This is a genomic window from Mesobacillus sp. MER 48 (genome assembly GCF_023714225.1).
In the GTDB taxonomy this organism is placed as follows: domain Bacteria; phylum Bacillota; class Bacilli; order Bacillales; family Cytobacillaceae; genus Mesobacillus; species Mesobacillus oceanisediminis_A.
The window spans coordinates 463671-481052 of sequence record NZ_JAMAUR010000003.1 but is presented as its reverse complement, the minus strand read 5'-3'; the positions used below and the strand labels follow the sequence as shown (position 1 = coordinate 481052).

Sequence of the window (17382 nt, the reverse complement as noted above, 5' to 3'; positions counted from 1 at the left end):
ATGTCCCTTAATCAACTAACTGATGAAGAGAAAAATGTCTTATTAATGTTGTCCTACTATGATTTGCCTAATAATCAACCTCTTAACGGCAAAAGCATAGAGCGGATTTGGGATTATGCAAAAATGAGTGCTGATAAAAATGAGGATAGCTATAAACAGCTAGAGGCATTTTTTTCAAGTGGTAGTTTTAAAAGTTCAAATCTTCATAGCGTAAAATTATCAGGCTATCAGAACTTTAACCCGAATGAAGGAAACAATTCTAAAGGTGCATCCGACTCCGGTTTTGTAGGATATGCATTCGAAGATAAGAGCGGAAACGCGACTGCTGTTTTCCGAGGCAGTGAGGCGATGGGGGATATGGGTCACTTAAGGACTGATTGGACCTCCAACTTTGAAGCTTCAATGGGAGTGGAAATCAAGCAACAGAAAGAAGCAAATGAATTTTATCAAAAATATCTTGGAGAGGCATCGGGTGAAAGGCTGCTGCTTGGCCATTCCAAGGGCGGCAACCTGGCGGATTACGTCTTTATCAACAACCTTGATGATAACACCAAGGCATATGTAATAAATGCTGCCCCATTATATTGGTGGTCTCTATCCAAGAAGGAACAAGAGGCATTGATGGGAGATCGGCATGATTTCATCGTTTATGCTTATGATCCTGTCTCGCAACTTGGCAAAGTACCGTATGTCGATAAAACGATTGGTATTAAAGAGGATTATGATATTAAAAAACCATTCTATCCTCATTCATTAACGAGCAGTGCTGGATTTGATGAAAATGGCAATTTCAAAGTTTATGAGAATGGTCAATCGTTTGGCAGGTCTGTCCTAAACAATATGATTTTTGAAGACATCTTCCGTGAACTATCTAACTCCACTCCGATCAGGGTTTATAAGGCAGCTTACGTAGTCGCTAATGCCGCGGTAGCTGTCATGCATTACACGGCCAAAGCAATGACAGCAGCTGCCCATTTAATCCGTGAACAGACGGTGAAGCTTGTCGTGGGACTGGCAAAAGCAAAAAAAGAGTTCGAGGAAAAGGTAAATTCATTCTTTGCCGAGCTCATATCAAAGGCTGCAGTTAAAATCGGCAATTTTATAGACGGCCTGAACGGCAACAACTTCCCAATCGAACCCTATATAAAAGTAGACATCCCAAGGCTGTACTATTACGCCAACCGGCTCCGTTCGGTCCAAAGGCGGATCGCGCAGCTCAACGACATGATTGACAATCTATACTGGGAAGCGGGATTGTCCGGGCTGGATAATGTCCTTGCTGCCGATATCAGCACGTCTTTCGACTTCCGGATTCCGGATAGCATCAATTACCTTTACACCACGGCAGAACTTTTACAGAAGAATGAAAGATATCTTGCCGGAAAAGCCGGTTCGATCAGGGGGTAAACAATGGATGCGAAAGTGAAAAGCAAGATTAACAGGATTGCCAACGAAGCGAACGCGATCGCCAGGGAGCTTGATGATATTTCGAATGGGATCAGTCACGAATTTAAAGGGATCGGTTCGGTAAAAGCAGCCGCGGGTTTGCGCCGGTCTGCGGAAAAGTACCGTTATGTAAGCTACAAATTAAGAAGAATATAACTCTATCAGACTTGAAAGGAGGTGAAAAATGATGGCAAGATCAATCACTGTTGAACCAGCGAAGCTTGAAACGACTGCTAACAAGATCGACCAGCAGGCAGCTGACTACGAAAGAAACTACAAAGCTCTTTTCAACGAAGTCGAAGGCATGGCTGCAGCGTGGCAAGGTGCTGACAACCAGGCTTACACTTCACAGATCAAAGGCTTCATGGACGACTTCCAGAAGATGACTCAGTTGATGAGACAATACTCTGAGTTCCTGAAGATGAGCGCGAAGACATACCGCGACACTCAATCTGAAGTAATTAACCAGGCTAAGAGATTGAGCAACTAATCCATAACATAATGCAGGAGGTGAAATACATTGGCAGGAGATGGAATCAAAATCTCGCTCGGCGAGGTTAGCAAAACGGCGGGCCAGATCCGCACGCTGAACCAGCAACTATCCACTAGATTGGAAGAAATCAAGAAGGACATGAATGCACTTGCGTCATCATGGAACTCTGATGCATCCAACACAATCCGCGGCAACTTCAACTCATTGGCACCACGATTTGAAGAATATCGCCAGGTCGTCGACAGCTACGCCAAGTTCTTGGATAACACTGTCACAAACTACAACACCGCAGAAACAGCAATCAACAACAACGCCAGCTCTTTTAAGTAATCACTTTTTACAGAGGGTAGGGGGCAAGCGGCATTGGCAGTTTGCCCTTCTGTAAAATGTACCCCTAATTAAGGGCAATTTTCATATATGAGGAGCAACCCGGAAAAAAAGTGCTCCAACAGGAAATATCCATGATTTTGCAGGAGGGAAAGCTTTTGTTTTCCTCTAAAAATGGGATTCGCTGTAAAAAATCACCAAACTGGAGATAAAAGCTCTTCAACTGGAAATAAAAGTTCTTCAACTGGAGATAAAAGCTTTTCAACTGGAGATAAAATGGGCCCAACTGGAGATAAACGTCCTTAAAGGATGGTCTCAACCTAAAACCATACATAAATTCAAAATTGGAGTCGAAGCGCGATGATCAAACAGGTGGAATTTAAATTGGAAAGCTACGGAATTTCGAAATTCCTTTATTATCTTGCAGAAAGCAAGGCGGATATCGATGCCGGCCAGGTGGAGCTGCTGAGAGCGAGCCGGGTTCCGGGAATCCTGCCGTGTCATGCGATTTTAGAGGGAGAGAACTGCTTTCTTCGCTATGACATGATTTCCGATAACACGCTTGAAATGATGAATTCCGCGCCGGCAACGAAGGAGCGACTGTACAACAGCTTCCTCAACATTGCCGAAACCTTGGCGGATGCTCAAGCAAGCGGCCTGGATATCGCGAATTTTGTGTTCAGCCAGCGTGACATCTTTATTGATAATTTTTCAAACAGATTAGTTTTTATCTACCTCCCAATAAAAAATAATATTTTTGAAAAGGTATCACTTAAAGGATTCCTGCAGGAATTGCTGCTGTCGGCTCCTTACGACGAAAATGATGATGCCGTATTTTTTATCAAACTCCATAACTTCCTGATTGAGTCAGAGGAAACCACGCCGGAACGTCTATTAGAAAAGATGAATGAGCTTGGCGGGGATGAAACGCTCGTACGTCAGCCATACAAAATGCCCGAAAAACCGAAGCAGGAAGCGGCACTACAAGCAGCAACAACAGACGAAGAACCACTGCTGGAATCCTCAGAGCTTGAAATTCCGGCGATCAACCCGAACTTTTACAGCCCGGGCAGCGAAGTTCACACTATGAAAACGAGTGTCGACAATGGCGTGCTGACCTCCGAGTATACAAGCCAGAAGAAGGATGTAAAAACGGGACGCAAGCTTGAAATCGAGGAAGAGGTCAATTACAAGCGCATTACGAGGGCTGAGCTTGGTGACAACAATGCCTTGCTAAAAGAGGCTTCGGCACTCGGTGGCGGAACGTCAATCAACATTCAGCCGGCCATTGCCAGCAGTGAACCGGAGCACGAAGGGACAACAGTTCTAGGAGTTTTTCCGGACGATGAGGATGAGGGAACAACAACCCTCGGCCATTCGACCCGAAGGCCATTTTTACTGGCGGTATCAAAGAACGAAAAAATTACAATTGCCAAGGACTTTTTCAAAATCGGCCGCGACCCCATGAGGGCGGACTTTGCCTCTGAAAATAAAGTGATCGGCCGGGTCCATGCCCATGTGATCGTATCAAACGGCGAATACTTCCTGGAAGACAATCACTCGACCAACGGCAGTTACGTGAATGGCGTGAAGGTCTCGCCTAAGGAGAAAGTCAAAATCAAGCATGAGGACAAAATCAAGCTCGCGAACGAGGAATTCATCTTCAGGCTTTATTGATGGATAGGAGGAACTACGATGGCATTTCAAGTGGCCTATCATACCGACATAGGAATCAAGAAGAAAACGAACCAGGATGGCCTGTTGCTGAAAACGGCGAAGACACCTGAAGGCGAAATCGGCCTGTTCATCATCTGCGATGGCATGGGCGGACTATCCCACGGGGAACTTGCAAGTGCGACGGTAATCAGAGGCGTGTCCGACTGGTTCGACAATGATCTGCCGGAGCTGCTGGAGACTGGCATCGATGAAAAGGATATTCCCGGCAAGCTTGAGGAGCGCATCCGCGTGTTGAACCAAAAAATCCTTGAATATGGCGAGGCTTCAAACATCAAGCTCGGGACAACGATCACGGCTTTGCTCACCCTCCACAAGCAATATTACATTTTGCAGATTGGGGATAGCAGAGCCTACAGCATCACTGATCATCTGGTAAAACTGACCGAGGACCAGACGCTCGTCGAACGTGAGCTGCAGCGCGGCAATATCACCGCTGAACAGGCAAGGATTGACCCGAGGCGGAATGTTCTCCTTCAGTGCGTGGGCGCAACTAAGGACATCAACGTCGTCACTACTTCAGGCCAACTAGAAAGCAGGAGCATGTTTATGCTCTGCACCGACGGATTTTACCATGAAATCACTGATGATGAAATGCTCACAAACCTTAATCCGCAACATTTTACCAGTGAAATAACCATGAAAGAAAAGCTCGTTCAACTCGTCGAGCTCGCAAAAGAACGCCAGGAAACAGACAATATCTCGATTCTTTTGGCAAAAAAGGAAGCGTAAGGATGGTTCTAGAATCACGATAAATCTTGAAGAACCAGCGCGCGTTTCTGGGAGGAATGACATTGATACAAATTGGCACGATTATTGATGACAGATATGAAATATTGAAGGAGATCGGGCGCGGCGGCATGAGTGTCGTCTACCTGGCGATGGATAACCGGCTTAACAAGTCGCTCGTCGTCAAGGATATCCGCAAGCGCAGCAACAGCAACAATGAGCTGCTGATCAACAGCCTGGTCGTCGAGGCGAACATGCTGAAGAAGCTCGACCACGGTTCACTGCCAAAAATCTATGACATCATCGAGTCAGAAGGCGACATTTATGTGGTGATGGACTATATCGAGGGTGAGTCGCTGAAGGAACGCCTGAAGCGCGACGGCAAAATCCCTGCTAAAGAAGTGATCGAGTGGGCGAAGCAGCTGAGCGATGTGCTCGGCTATCTGCACACCCGAAAGCCATACCCAATCATCTACCGCGACATGAAGCCGGACAATGTCATGCTCACACCCGAGGGGAAAATCAAGCTGATTGACTTCGGGATCGCGCGGGAATTCAAAACTGAGAATCTCTCTGACACTACGAATCTCGGGACGAAGGGGTACGCAGCTCCTGAACAGATTTCCGGCAGGCAGACCGACGCAAAAACGGATATTTACAGCCTGGGAATCACGCTTTACCATCTCGTCACCGGCAAAAGCCTCAGTGAGCCGCCGTTTGAAATCAGGCCGATCCGAGAGTGGGATCCGACGCTTCCTGAAGGCCTCGAGCATATCATCAAAAAATGCACCCAGGCCGAACCAGCAAATCGATATCAGAACTGCGAAGAGCTGAGCTATGACCTCGAGCATATCAACAGGCTGACGAAGGGCTACAAGAACATGCTGATAAAGAAGCTGGCGATGTTTCTTGTTCCTGCTGTACTGTTCCTCGGATTCTCGACGACTTCTGCCCTTGGCTACAAAGGGATGAAAAATGAACAGTTCCAGGATTATATGAATCTTGTTAATCAGGCCAGCATTGCCTTGATGGACGGAGAGCAGACCGAGGCGATCAAGCTTCTCGAAAGTGCCACCCGCGTCGACAAGAGCCGTCCGGAGGCATACATCAATCTGCTTGATTTATATATTAATAGAAACCAGACCGACGAAGGACTCGCCAAGCTGGAATCATACATACAGGATGAATACGGAGGAGTCCATAAGAATAACGAGGTCCTTTTCAAAATGGGGATGACCTATTTCGATGTAAAAAGGGACTATAACAATGCGCTGAAATACTTCCAGCAAATCGATGAAAAAGACCTGCCGGATGCGAAATATTACAAGTCGCTGGCAACGACAATGAGCAGTCTGAACGTCGACTATGCCAAATTTGCCGGAGACCTTCTGGAATTCCACGAGTACAATGATGGCCTTGCCAACGACAGTAGGAAAATCGATAACTACAATTCACTTGCCAACATCTATATTTCTTACAAAAGCCAGATTCCAGATGCCAATACCCAGGCGATCGAAATTGTCCAGAAGGCGAAGGAAGTACTGGCAAAGCTCGAAAACGAACAGCTCCAATTCAAATATGAAATGGAATTTGAACAGAAGCTGGCTCAGGCATACTACAGCCGCGGCGTGAATTCCGAGGACAAAGCCAGCGCGCGCGGCGATTTTGAACAGGCGATCGAGCGTTATAACAATCTGCTCGATTTGAATGTCGCCGACCAGGAAGAAGTCTATGTCAAAGTTGGCGTTATATATCAGGAGATGGGTGAATTCTCACGGGCAGTCGAACATTTCCGTAACACGACGCTAAAAAAATTCCCTGACAGCATCGACGCACATGTGAAATTCGGGAACCTGCTCCTCGACATTGAACAAAACAAAGAGGAAGGCAGCCGAAATTATGCCGAAGCGAAAAAGGTCTATGAAAAAGCAGGCAGCCTGCCTGGCGTCAAAGACGATGAAGGCTTCAAAAAACTCACCAGACGTATGGAAAACTTGAATATTCTCTAGGGGAGTAAAAGGATGGTCCCCAGTAGCAAAGGGGCTCTTCCCAAGAAAGGCAGTTGAAAGAGATTGGCATACCAGATTATGTTTTACGGCGGTATGGCAGGGGCAGCGGTTACGCTGGTGATAGCCATCACAGTCTATATAAAACTCAATATTGCCCAGGTGATTACGGACCTTACCGGATGGAATTGGCCAGGTGCGGGGAGAAAAGCCCGGAAAACGACCAGCAAACAGACCGACACAAGCACGAAGCCGACAACAAAGGAAATCCATGTCCGCAAGAATGTTGAGAAGGAAGTGGCAGCTGGTGAGTATGTGGAGCCAACGGAAAAGATGGCAAGCGGGAAGATGGATTCGACCGCGCTTTTGAGCCAGGAGAGTTTTAAAAATACAGATTTACTAAAACAGGAGGGCCTTGACCCGACAGCGTTGCTCACACCGGATGGGCTCGAGCCAACGGCACTGCTCATGCCAGATCTACATGAAGCAACAGGTCTTCTGACAAAAGAAGGACAACAGCCAGCGGCTATACAAACGCCAAAACGGGAACCAGTAGCAGCCGCAGTCTCAGCCGGAAGGGATCATTCAGATTCGCCAACAGAGACGACCATCCTGTCTGATTGGAATGAAACAACCGTGCTGACCGCAAATCCTGACGAAACGACATTATTGAATGAAACAACCTTATTAGACGACATCGATGAAACCACCCTGCTGACAGAAGCGGAACCACGCTTTCAGAAACAAGTGGATATTATGATTGTCCACTCTAATACCATAATTTAAAGGAGAATTGAGAAATGCTTGAACCTAGGAAAAAGAAAAGGCGGCCTAATAAGTGGGCAATTGTTATTCCAATCTTGTTAGTATTAATATCTTCTGTTTTGGTATTCAATGGGAGGGCTTGGTCAAATGGAGAAATTGAACGGAAGATTATATTTAATGAATCAAGAGGGGAAATCTGGAACTTAAGTGAGGGAGATTTCAAACAAGATTGGAAAACGAATAGTAATCCTGTTTCTTTTATTGTTGATTTATCGCAAGATTTTACATCGAAAAACTTACCGGAAAGTAGCGATAGACCATTCACAATTAATGTGCAGTCTAAAAAAGGAGTCATTAACTCGAATTCCATAGTTTACAAAGAAATTGCTGAACCGAAATTCACTGGTAAATATCTTGTGGAAATTCCATACACCGAAGATGGTGATTTGCAAATAACTTTATTATTCTCTGAAAACAATCAGTTTAATATTGATGCTGACTCAAAGATTTTTGTTGTTCAGCGTGATATTACGGGGCCTGAATTAACTTTATCAGGAATAGAGGATGGCTCATTATCAACTTCTGCTGTTTCTTTGGATGCAACAGTAAACGAAAGTGGTTCCAAGATTAACAATATTGTAGTTTCAGCACTTAAAAATGGAAAAAGCTATACTGCTTTTTCAGAAATTAAAAATATTGGGAATCCGAAAGAAAATCAATATACAAACAGGTACACATTTAAAGATGAAGGTTTATACAGCTTAGAAATTACTGCATACGATGATTTGGGAAACGAGAGTGAAACCAAAGAAATTTCATTTGTGATTCGACAAAAAGGTGCAGCTTTGGTAGTAAGTGCAGGAGATAGGGTTATTGAAGATGGGGGTTACCTTAAAACAAATGATATAGATATTAGTGTTTCCAGCGGTGTTCCCTTAGAGTCTGTCGAAGCTACAATTACTAAAGAGAATGGTGATACGGAGGTATACAACCTACCTGTATCTGGATCAGAGGCAGTTTTAAGTTATCCTGTTATGGAAGGAGAATATTCATTAAAGATTTCGGTAAACGAAAAGCATGGGAATATTGCCCCATACCAACTGGAAACCTTGGTTTTTACTGTTGATAATACTGAACCAAGAATTCAGATAGATGGATTAGATGGCGATAATTTTAATACCAATAAAAGTATAACCATAACCATACTAGAAAAGAACATTAATTCTTCTGATTTTAAGGCAATATTAACTAATATAAGTGGAGAGAAGAAGCCAATACCAATTCCTGTTAAAAATGGGGTAGCAACATTTACTACTACTGAAGATGGGAAATATGAACTTGAATTAACTGCGGTAGATAAAGCTAATAATACTAATCTAGAAAACCAAAAAGTTCTTTTTACAATCGATACAAATGGACCAGAATTATTAACTTCAGAGGAGGTTAATGGACAATACTTTAACACTAGCAAAAAAATTGCATTTTATGTGAATGACTTCAATCTTTTGCTTAACAACACTTCTCTTAGCTATAGAATAAATAATAGTGCAGATTATGTTATTGAAGGGTTAAAGACTTCTTTACTAAATCCTTTTTCTGCAGAAGTTGAACATGAATTTACGAAAGAAGGAAAGTATACAATATCGATGGTATCTACGGATTCACTTAATCTGGAAAAAGAGTCTAGGAGGAATCTATCTTTTACAATAGACAAAACGGATCCGCTATTGTCAATTAAAAGAATAATAGATGATAAAAAATTCGAAATTAATGATGAAAAATATTCAGAAGATGTAGATGTTGATGTAAGTGCAGTTGACCCTAATTTAGATTTAGATAAAACAGTTTTGACTATCATTAAGAACGGAAAATTAATATCTGAACTGAAAGGTGAAAAGGCTTTAGAAGTTCATAGTTTTTCAGAAGGGGTTTATAAACTAAAACTTATTGTTTTTGATAAGGCAGGAAATGATGCAGTTTCAGAAGTTACTTTTACAGTAGATAAAAACGCCCCGAAAATAAAAATATATGACAAAAGTGATATCACTAGAGTAATTAACAAGGAACACTTTGAAAATATTACGCTAAATGTTGAAGTTCAAGATTTGATGCTTGATCTAACTCAAACTTTCTTAGAAGTAAAAAAGGACGGTAAAGCGTTTAAGACTAAAGATTGGGATAAATCTGTTGAAGAAAATGGAGAATTAAAAGCAATAAAGGATATTGCTTTTATTGAAGATGGAGATTATGAAATAACTATTAAATCTAAAGATTTATTACATCCATTAGTAAGTGACACAGTCTCCTTTACTATTGATAATAAAGAGCCGATTGTAGAGATGAGCAGTGATACTATATCAAACGGAAAATATGTACAAAAAGGTGACGTTTATATCACTGTAAATGAACATAATTATTTAACTAATGATATAAAACTAGAAGCAACAAGAGTTGCTCCGAATGGGAAGCTTGAATCTTATGAAATGGGAAAATGGAATCATGGAGAGATATCTACACTTCAACATAAATTTACTAAAGAGGGAAAATATAATCTGATTGTCAGTGCAATTGATAAAGCGGGTAACCCTTCCAATATAGAGACTTTAACTTTCACTGTCGATACTACAAGTCCTGATGTGGGTTTTATGGATGTGAAACCAGGTTATTACTATGCAGCAAAACAAGAAGTGGGAATAAATATTGACGAACTCAACTTTCGTAATAACGATGTAGTAATAACCGTTAATAGGGATGGAAATGAAAAAAATATCAGTGATAAGTGGAATAACGTTGGAAAGAAATCTACTTTAATTTATCCTGTAGAATTTGATGGTAGATATATAGTTAGAGTAACAGCTACAGATAAAGCAGGTAACTCTAAAACCGAATCAGTTCAATTCACAATCGATAAAACTCTGCCAGAAATTAATATTACTGGTGTAGAAACAAACCATAACTATCGGACGAATAAGCCAGTCAGCATGAAGGTAACAGACCGAAACATTGACTTGTCACAAACGAATCTTAAGGTTAAAAAGGATAATAAAGCATACGGAATTGGTGATCCAGAATTAAAAGGCCTAACATCTGCTGAAAAAGAGTTTACTTTCAAACAAGAAGGCAGCTACACAATCAACCTTGATACGACCGACAAAGCCGGTAACAAGAAAGTTCATGAACAGATTGGATTCATCATCGACAAAACCAACCCAGTAGTCAAGATTGATGGAGTAGAAAACAACTCATTCAATCCTGAGAATAAAAATGTCACCATCTCAATTGACGAATTGAATTATGTAACGAATAATGTCAGCATCAGCGCGACGAAAGATGGCGCTTCATTCCCGATTGGAACTTGGAGGAACAGCGGAAAACTTTCGAAGCTAGGCTACAATTTTACCAGGGACGGCCTATACACCATCCTCGCGACTGCAGAGGACAAAGCCGGTAACGGTCCAATCACTGAAAAGAGGACCTTTACCATCGACAAGACCAAACCGGAAATTGAGATCACAGGTGTGGAAAATAACGCCTATTACAATGTTGATAAACCTGTTAACGCTACAATCAAAGATGTGAACCTGGATATCAACAGAATCACTGTTACAAGAAACGGTGCAAGATATAACGCCGGCGGCTTCTCCGTAAATGGAAATCTTGCTTCCTTCCGCCACAACTTCAGCGGAGAAGGTGAGTACAACATCCTGGTTGAAGCAACTGACAAAGCGGGCAACAGCTTCAGCAAAACAATGACGTTCACCATCGATAAAACGAAGCCTGTCATCACGCCGAAGTTCAAAGGGCAGAATCGTGTGATCAAAGATGGCGAGTATATCAATGAAGTATTCACACCGGAGTTTGCCCTGGATGAAGCAGAAGATATGATCGTTTCTGCGACATTGAACAATGGTGCAAACCTTGGTAAAAACATTCCTGTTGCGGCAAGGGAAATGAAGTACACTTACAAGGTTCTTGCCCGCGACAAAGCCGGCAATGAATCGACACTAGAAATCAGCTTCACGCTGGATACAACAAAGCCAGCACTGAATATTTCCGGCGTACTTGATGGCTTTTTCAATAAAAACATCACGCCGAAAGTGACGTATTCAGACATCCATCTGGATAGCAGCAAGACATCAGTTACTTTGAACGGCAAGCCATTCGAAAACGGAGCAAAGCTTGAATACGAACAGGATTATATTTTAAAAGCGGTTATAACAGACTTGGCGAAGAACGTTTCATCACGGACAATCGTCTTCACAATTGATAAAACAAAGCCGGTCATTAAGTTCAAAGAGCCAATTTCCAATAAGTATTTCAACACCGATCTGCTTCCACAGTTGCTGATTGATGACATGAGTTCTTACGATATCATCGCCATGATGCTTGACGGAAAACCATATGAAAAAGGTGATCCAATCAAGGAAGAAGGAAAGCACGTCATGTTCTTCGAAGTGAAGGATAAGGCAGGCAACATCCAGCAGCTAAGCGTCGAGTTCATCATCGATAAAACGGCGCCTAAGGTTATGTATGAAGGTGTAAAAAATAAAGGCAAATACTATGATCCAGTAGACGTCGCGATTCGCCTGGATAACCCGAATGACAAGATAAAATCCGTCATGATCAACGGTGAAATGTTCGATGGCGACGTAATTGAAGAAAATGGCTTCAAGGTCATCAAGACCAAATTGGCTGAAATAAAGTCATATGAGATTAAAGTAACTGCGTCTGACGAGGCAGGCAACGAAAAAACAACTGTCATCTCATTTGAAATCGTTGAAAAAGGCGCGTTAGTGAAGTTTTATGAAAATAAACCTTTGCTTGGCGGGACGGTTGCTGGTTTAGTAGGATTAATCGGAGCGACAGCAACTATGATGGTGAGAAGGCGAAAGTTGAAAGTTGAAGAAGAATAAAGCAGATAGAGAATCCAAAGAGTATTTTAATGCGCTCTTTGGATTCTCTTTTTTTAAAATTTTAGCTGTGTTAGTATTCATTGTTATATTTACAAACATTCGAACATTCATTCTATAATATTGGTAAAAGACGGTGCAAAGTAGGTGTAATCAGTGAAGGTTAGAGATATTATTAATGCCATTCAATATCTTAATCCAGGAGACAAACATTGTTTACGTGCGTATTTGATTGCTTCTCTTCAACAGGCATAAAAGATTTGATCATTAAAGGGAATATGATGCCGAATATAGAAACATATAATACGCTTAGAACTTCAAATATGGTGATATAACAATTGGTGCTGTGTTTTGAATTTAAAGGTTACGTTAAAAAGGAGTGGTTGTTTTTTGGTCGCTACTGAAGTATGCCAGGCTTGTAAGATAAATCCAATAAGCGTTGTTGAGGAGTCTGATGATGAAAGTCAACCCTACAGGCTTTGTCTGGTGTGTCGTGATAGATTAGTAAAATATTCTCTTAAACCTATTGAGTGGTATAACTTAGCGGTTATTCATTCTCCAAAGAAATTCTTATTACACGATGATTTTTATGATGATGATGGAGAAGCTACTCAACCAGAAGAAGAAGTATGTGTGTCTGATAATGATTTAGCACCAACTCTAGAAAGTGTTAAAGATGATTTGGAATTGCTATTGGATTTTTCAATTACGAGATGGTTCCTTGAGGATGAGGTAATTTATGCTCTGAACCAGCATGATAAAGTTTCTCTATTAAATTCTATCAAATATCGATTTTATGACACTGTAAATTATGAAATAAAATCAAGAATGTTAGAAATAATAGCTGATGTTCTTGGTGATGTTGCTTCTGATTGGGTTAGAGAACTTTGGGATAACTACGATGATGATTTTTTGATTCAATTGTCTTGGGCAACATCAAGTAGTTTGCCTGCCAAAGAAGGTCCAAAATACATTTTCGAAAAATTACAATCTTTAAGCGATAAAGAACTAATTATGTCTGTATTTTCGTGTTTGCACAGATTTCGCTCAAATGAAGTGCTTGATTGGATTGAAACCAACTGTATGACGTTTCATGATAATTGGGGAAGATTAGCAGCTCTATGCTTTCCGACTTGGGAGAGGATGAAAGTGTGGTTAGCGAAAGGACGACCTCTTAGCCTAGTGGCATTAGACACTATGGCTAAATGTGCAGCAATAGGTAACGACCCATATATTGAAAGGTTCAATCCGAAAATTATCATGACAAATATGAGTGAAATTAACACTGTGTTAGACAGATATTACGATAACGATGCTGTACCTCGTGTCAAGAACAAAAGAGAAAAAATTTTAAACCATAAAGAGGTTATTTTTGAGTAAATTCAAGGCAATCCGATTAGGCTATCATTTAATGACAGCCTAATCTAATAGTATTAATCAACATTAAACGCTAACACCGCGAAAATTATAAGGATGTGATTAATTTGAGTCTCAATCCCCACTATCCCCTCCATCACCATCCCCATCATCATCCGAATCACGTCCTTCCCCTCCGATGCTGTCGGGTGCTGAGGATGGATTGCTGATATCTGGTGCCTCGCCGCGTTGTGCGGATTGACGCAAATTTTTAATGACTGTATAGGAAAGAAATAAGATTACGACGACTGCTGCTGTTAATAAGCCCATATAATTCCTCCGTTCTGCATTTTTCTCTATTTTACCATTTTACAAAAAAACCGTGAATTTTCGCTAATATGACAAATTTCCGCAAAACCTATCAAATTTATTAACAGTTAGTTACTTCTTTATTACAATTGTGATAAAATAAACAATTAGGGTAGAATATGGTTCGCAGATTGCGGCAACGTCTGAATATTCTCGGACATAGTGGTCTATTTTTACATAGATGAGGGTTTCGACAGCTGAGATAACGAGGCTAAAGTCAGCCGCAGCCAGCGCATTTGTCAAGGAGGAAAAAGAAGAATGTTTGCTAGGGATATTGGGATTGACCTTGGTACTGCCAATGTGTTGATCCATGTTAAGGGCCGTGGAATTGTCTTGAATGAACCGTCTGTTGTGGCGATTGATAAGAATACGAATAAGGTTTTGGCTGTCGGGGAAGAGGCGCGCAAAATGGTTGGGCGTACACCTGGCAATATCGTAGCGATTCGCCCGTTGAAGGATGGCGTCATCGCGGATTTCGATGTAACAGAATCCATGCTTAAGCATTTCATCAACAAATTGAATGTAAAAGGCTTCCTGTCGAAACCGCGCATCCTGATTTGCTGTCCGACGAACATTACAAGCGTCGAGCAAAAGGCGATCAAGGAAGCAGCTGAAAAAAGCGGCGGCAAGAAGATTTATCTTGAAGAAGAGCCAAAGGTGGCGGCTATCGGCGCAGGCATGGACATCTTCCAGCCAAGCGGGAATATGGTTGTTGACATCGGTGGTGGAACGACGGATGTTGCCGTTCTGTCAATGGGAGACATCGTTACATCCCAGTCAATAAAAATGGCCGGTGACAAGTTCGACGCAGAAATTTTAAGTTATATTAAACGTGAATATAAGCTGTTAATCGGTGAGCGTACAGCTGAAAACATCAAGATTCAAATTGGGACTGTCTTCCCGGGCGGCCGCAGTGAGGAAATGGAAATCCGCGGACGTGACATGGTATCTGGACTTCCGCGCACGATTACGGTCCATTCTGATGAGATCGAAAAGGCTTTGAGGGAATCTGTAGCTGTTATTGTCCAAGCGGCAAAAACAGTTCTGGAGAAGACTCCTCCTGAATTGTCTGCAGACATCATTGACCGGGGTGTCATCCTGACTGGCGGTGGTGCATTGCTTCACGGCATCGACCAACTGATGCAGGAAGAGTTGAAAGTGCCTGTTCTTGTAGCCGATAATCCAATGGATTGTGTTGCAATCGGAACTGGCATCATGCTTGATAATATTGATAAAATTGCGGGTCGCCGCAGAATTGTATAAAACAGAAAATCTGGAATTTTCTCGGTTAAAAGGCCGCAGGATTCCAGATTTTTTTATGTTTTACCCAATTTTTCTGGAATAAAACCCAAAATCCTACATTTTCCTGCAAATTTTTAATGTTTCTTGCCGATATATTTCTTATAATAGAGAGTAGTGAAAAAATTTCCTGTCATAGGGATTTTTCCAATAGAGGTGGAAAAACATGTTTAGAGGCTTTTACACAGTCGCTTCCGGGATGCTTGCGCAGCAGCGCAGGACCGAAATGCTGACGAATAATATGTCCAATGCCAATACGCCAGGCTATAAGGCGGACCAGGCGGGAATGAGGGCGTTCCCGGAAATGCTGCTCCAGCGCTTTGACAAGCAGCAGATTCCTACAGAAAATGGCCTGAATCTTCCGTTCAATAAGGAAATTGGCACAATCAATACAGGCGTGTATATGCAGGAAGCGATCCCGAAGTTCATCCAGGGCGATTTGCGTGAAACTGGAAGGAAGACGGATGTCGCGCTGCTAGATATAAATATGCCGGAGAATGGCTCGGTATTTTTTACAATCCGCAATGCAGATGGTACGGTTCGTTATACAAGGAACGGAAATTTCACGGTCGATGCGCAGGGGTTTTTGACGACGGGGAGCGGTCATTATGTCCTTGATTCAGCCGGACAGCAGATCCAGCTTTCCAGCGACCGTTTTACCATCAGTGAAGGCGGTGTGCTGACTGGTGAAAATGGAGAGACTGCTGCACTGGGTGTTGCATACGCAAACAACCCGCTCAGGATGATCAAAGAAGGCGACGGCCTGTTTCGTACTGAAGATGGCGGCGAGCTGCCGAATGCTACTGGAGCTGAAGGTGTCCAATTCAGGACACATCAGGGCTTTCTTGAACAATCAAATGTTGACATCAGTAAGACAATGACCGACATGATGACAGCATACCGCGCGTTTGAGGCAAACCAGAAGATTCTTCAGGCTTATGATAAAAGCATGGAGAAGGCTGCGAACGAAATTGGAAGACTGTAACTTGTATTTTGGATCGCATTGCCAGTCCGGTGGAAAACTGGATTTGAATAACGGTGCAAACTATTCCGTGTCTGTTATGGCACGCATCGAGGTATAAAATATGAATAGAACAATGATTACCGCGACAAATACATTATCCCAGCTGCAAAAACAGATGGATCTGATCAGCCACAACCTGGCGAATGTCGATACTGCAGGATATAAGCGCCGGGATGCGTCCTTCACTGATTTGCTTGTACAGGAATACCGGAACCAGCCGAATAATGCGCTGGAGCCGCAGAACCGGATGACGCCTTTTAACATCCGCCAGGGGAATGGAGCAAGACTTGGACAGGTTCAACTGACGTTATCTCAGGGAAACCTGAAATCAACTGGCCGTTCGCTTGATACAGCCTTCACATCGGAAGGCCAATTTTACCGGGTGATAGTTCGCAATGAGGACGGAAGCTCGGCAATGCGCTTGACTCGCAATGGTGCACTGTATCTGACACCACTGTCTGATAATGAATCCATGCTGGTCAATAGCGATGGGCATGCTATTCTGGATGAAAACAGCCAGCCTGTCACGATTTCCGGCAATGTGAAAAACTTCCGTATCAATGAAACGGGCGGTTTTTCAGCAGAAATGTACGATGGGACGAGCCAGAATTTCAATCTTGGTGTAGTATTGGTAGAGAAGCCGCAGTTTTTGGAGCAAAAAGGCGGCAATCTGCTTGGATTGCCAGATAATCTAGTGGAACTTGGAGTGGAAGAGGCAGACATCCTTACCGCTCTCGATGGTCAGCAGCGCAACAGGGTTTCGATCCAGCAAGGCTCGCTTGAACAATCGAATGTTGACATGAGTAAAGAAATGACGGATTTAATCAATGTCCAGAGGAGCTACCAGTTCCACTCGAAATCGATTACGCTGGCCGATCAAATGCTCGGGCTGGTGAACGGAATCCGTTAAGAGGGGAAGAACTA

General features: G+C 42.6%; 14 protein-coding genes. 13 read left to right on the top strand and 1 reads right to left on the bottom strand.

From position 1 onward, the window contains the following. The 10 genes from M3593_RS13655 (at position 1) to M3593_RS13610 (ending at position 13790) form a co-directional block, all read left to right on the top strand. The gene (locus tag M3593_RS13655; RefSeq protein ID WP_251542610.1) at positions 1–1407 is read left to right on the top strand and encodes an Mbeg1-like protein; all 1407 of its coding nucleotides are present in this window, start codon (positions 1–3) and stop codon (positions 1405–1407) included. A gap of 3 nt (positions 1408–1410) precedes the next feature. After that, on the top strand, positions 1411–1602 hold the full coding sequence (locus M3593_RS13650) for a hypothetical protein (protein WP_251542613.1): 192 nt from the start codon (positions 1411–1413) through the stop codon (positions 1600–1602). Positions 1603–1630: 28 nt separating this feature from the next. Continuing rightward, positions 1631–1936 (top strand): WXG100 family type VII secretion target, encoded by a 306-nt coding sequence (locus tag M3593_RS13645; protein ID WP_251542615.1) that lies wholly within the window; start codon positions 1631–1633, stop codon positions 1934–1936. Between the two features lie 30 nt (positions 1937–1966). Next, on the top strand, positions 1967–2269 hold the full coding sequence (locus M3593_RS13640; protein ID WP_041964573.1) for a pore-forming ESAT-6 family protein: 303 nt from the start codon (positions 1967–1969) through the stop codon (positions 2267–2269). Between the two features lie 357 nt (positions 2270–2626). Further along, positions 2627–3943 carry a DUF6382 and FHA domain-containing protein gene (locus M3593_RS13635; RefSeq protein ID WP_251542616.1) on the top strand — a complete coding sequence of 439 codons (1317 nt, stop codon included), beginning with the start codon at positions 2627–2629 and terminating at the stop codon, positions 3941–3943. Between the two features lie 18 nt (positions 3944–3961). After that, positions 3962–4732: a PP2C family protein-serine/threonine phosphatase gene (locus tag M3593_RS13630; protein ID WP_251542618.1), complete on the top strand. Its 771-nt coding sequence runs from the start codon at positions 3962–3964 to the stop codon at positions 4730–4732. Between the two features lie 56 nt (positions 4733–4788). Beyond that, positions 4789–6738 carry a protein kinase domain-containing protein gene (locus tag M3593_RS13625; protein WP_353056095.1) on the top strand — a complete coding sequence of 650 codons (1950 nt, stop codon included), beginning with the start codon at positions 4789–4791 and terminating at the stop codon, positions 6736–6738. A gap of 63 nt (positions 6739–6801) precedes the next feature. Beyond that, complete coding sequence (locus tag M3593_RS13620; protein WP_251542622.1) at positions 6802–7521, top strand: hypothetical protein; 720 nt, start codon at positions 6802–6804, stop codon at positions 7519–7521. A 14-nt stretch (positions 7522–7535) separates the two neighbouring features. Next, positions 7536–12413, top strand: coding sequence for an Ig-like domain repeat protein (locus tag M3593_RS13615; protein ID WP_251542625.1), 4878 nt, complete (start codon positions 7536–7538; stop codon positions 12411–12413). 387 nt (positions 12414–12800) lie between these two features. Further along, a complete protein-coding gene (locus M3593_RS13610) occupies positions 12801–13790 on the top strand; it encodes a hypothetical protein (protein ID WP_251542627.1) in 990 nt (329 codons plus the stop codon). Positions 13791–13901: 111 nt separating this feature from the next. Here the strand turns inward: M3593_RS13610 and M3593_RS13605 are convergent, their stop codons facing one another. After that, positions 13902–14096, bottom strand: a complete 195-nt coding sequence (locus tag M3593_RS13605) for a hypothetical protein (RefSeq protein WP_251542629.1) — start codon at positions 14094–14096, stop codon at positions 13902–13904. 297 nt (positions 14097–14393) lie between these two features. Between M3593_RS13605 and mreB the strand changes: the two genes are divergently transcribed. From mreB to M3593_RS13590, 3 genes are all read left to right on the top strand, one after another. Further along, positions 14394–15398, top strand: coding sequence for a rod shape-determining protein (gene mreB / locus M3593_RS13600; protein WP_251542631.1), 1005 nt, complete (start codon positions 14394–14396; stop codon positions 15396–15398). Positions 15399–15600: 202 nt separating this feature from the next. After that, a complete protein-coding gene (locus M3593_RS13595) occupies positions 15601–16419 on the top strand; it encodes a flagellar hook-basal body protein (RefSeq protein ID WP_251542633.1) in 819 nt (272 codons plus the stop codon). A gap of 100 nt (positions 16420–16519) precedes the next feature. Beyond that, positions 16520–17368: a flagellar hook-basal body protein gene (locus M3593_RS13590; protein WP_251542635.1), complete on the top strand. Its 849-nt coding sequence runs from the start codon at positions 16520–16522 to the stop codon at positions 17366–17368. Positions 17369–17382 lie beyond the last annotated feature (14 nt).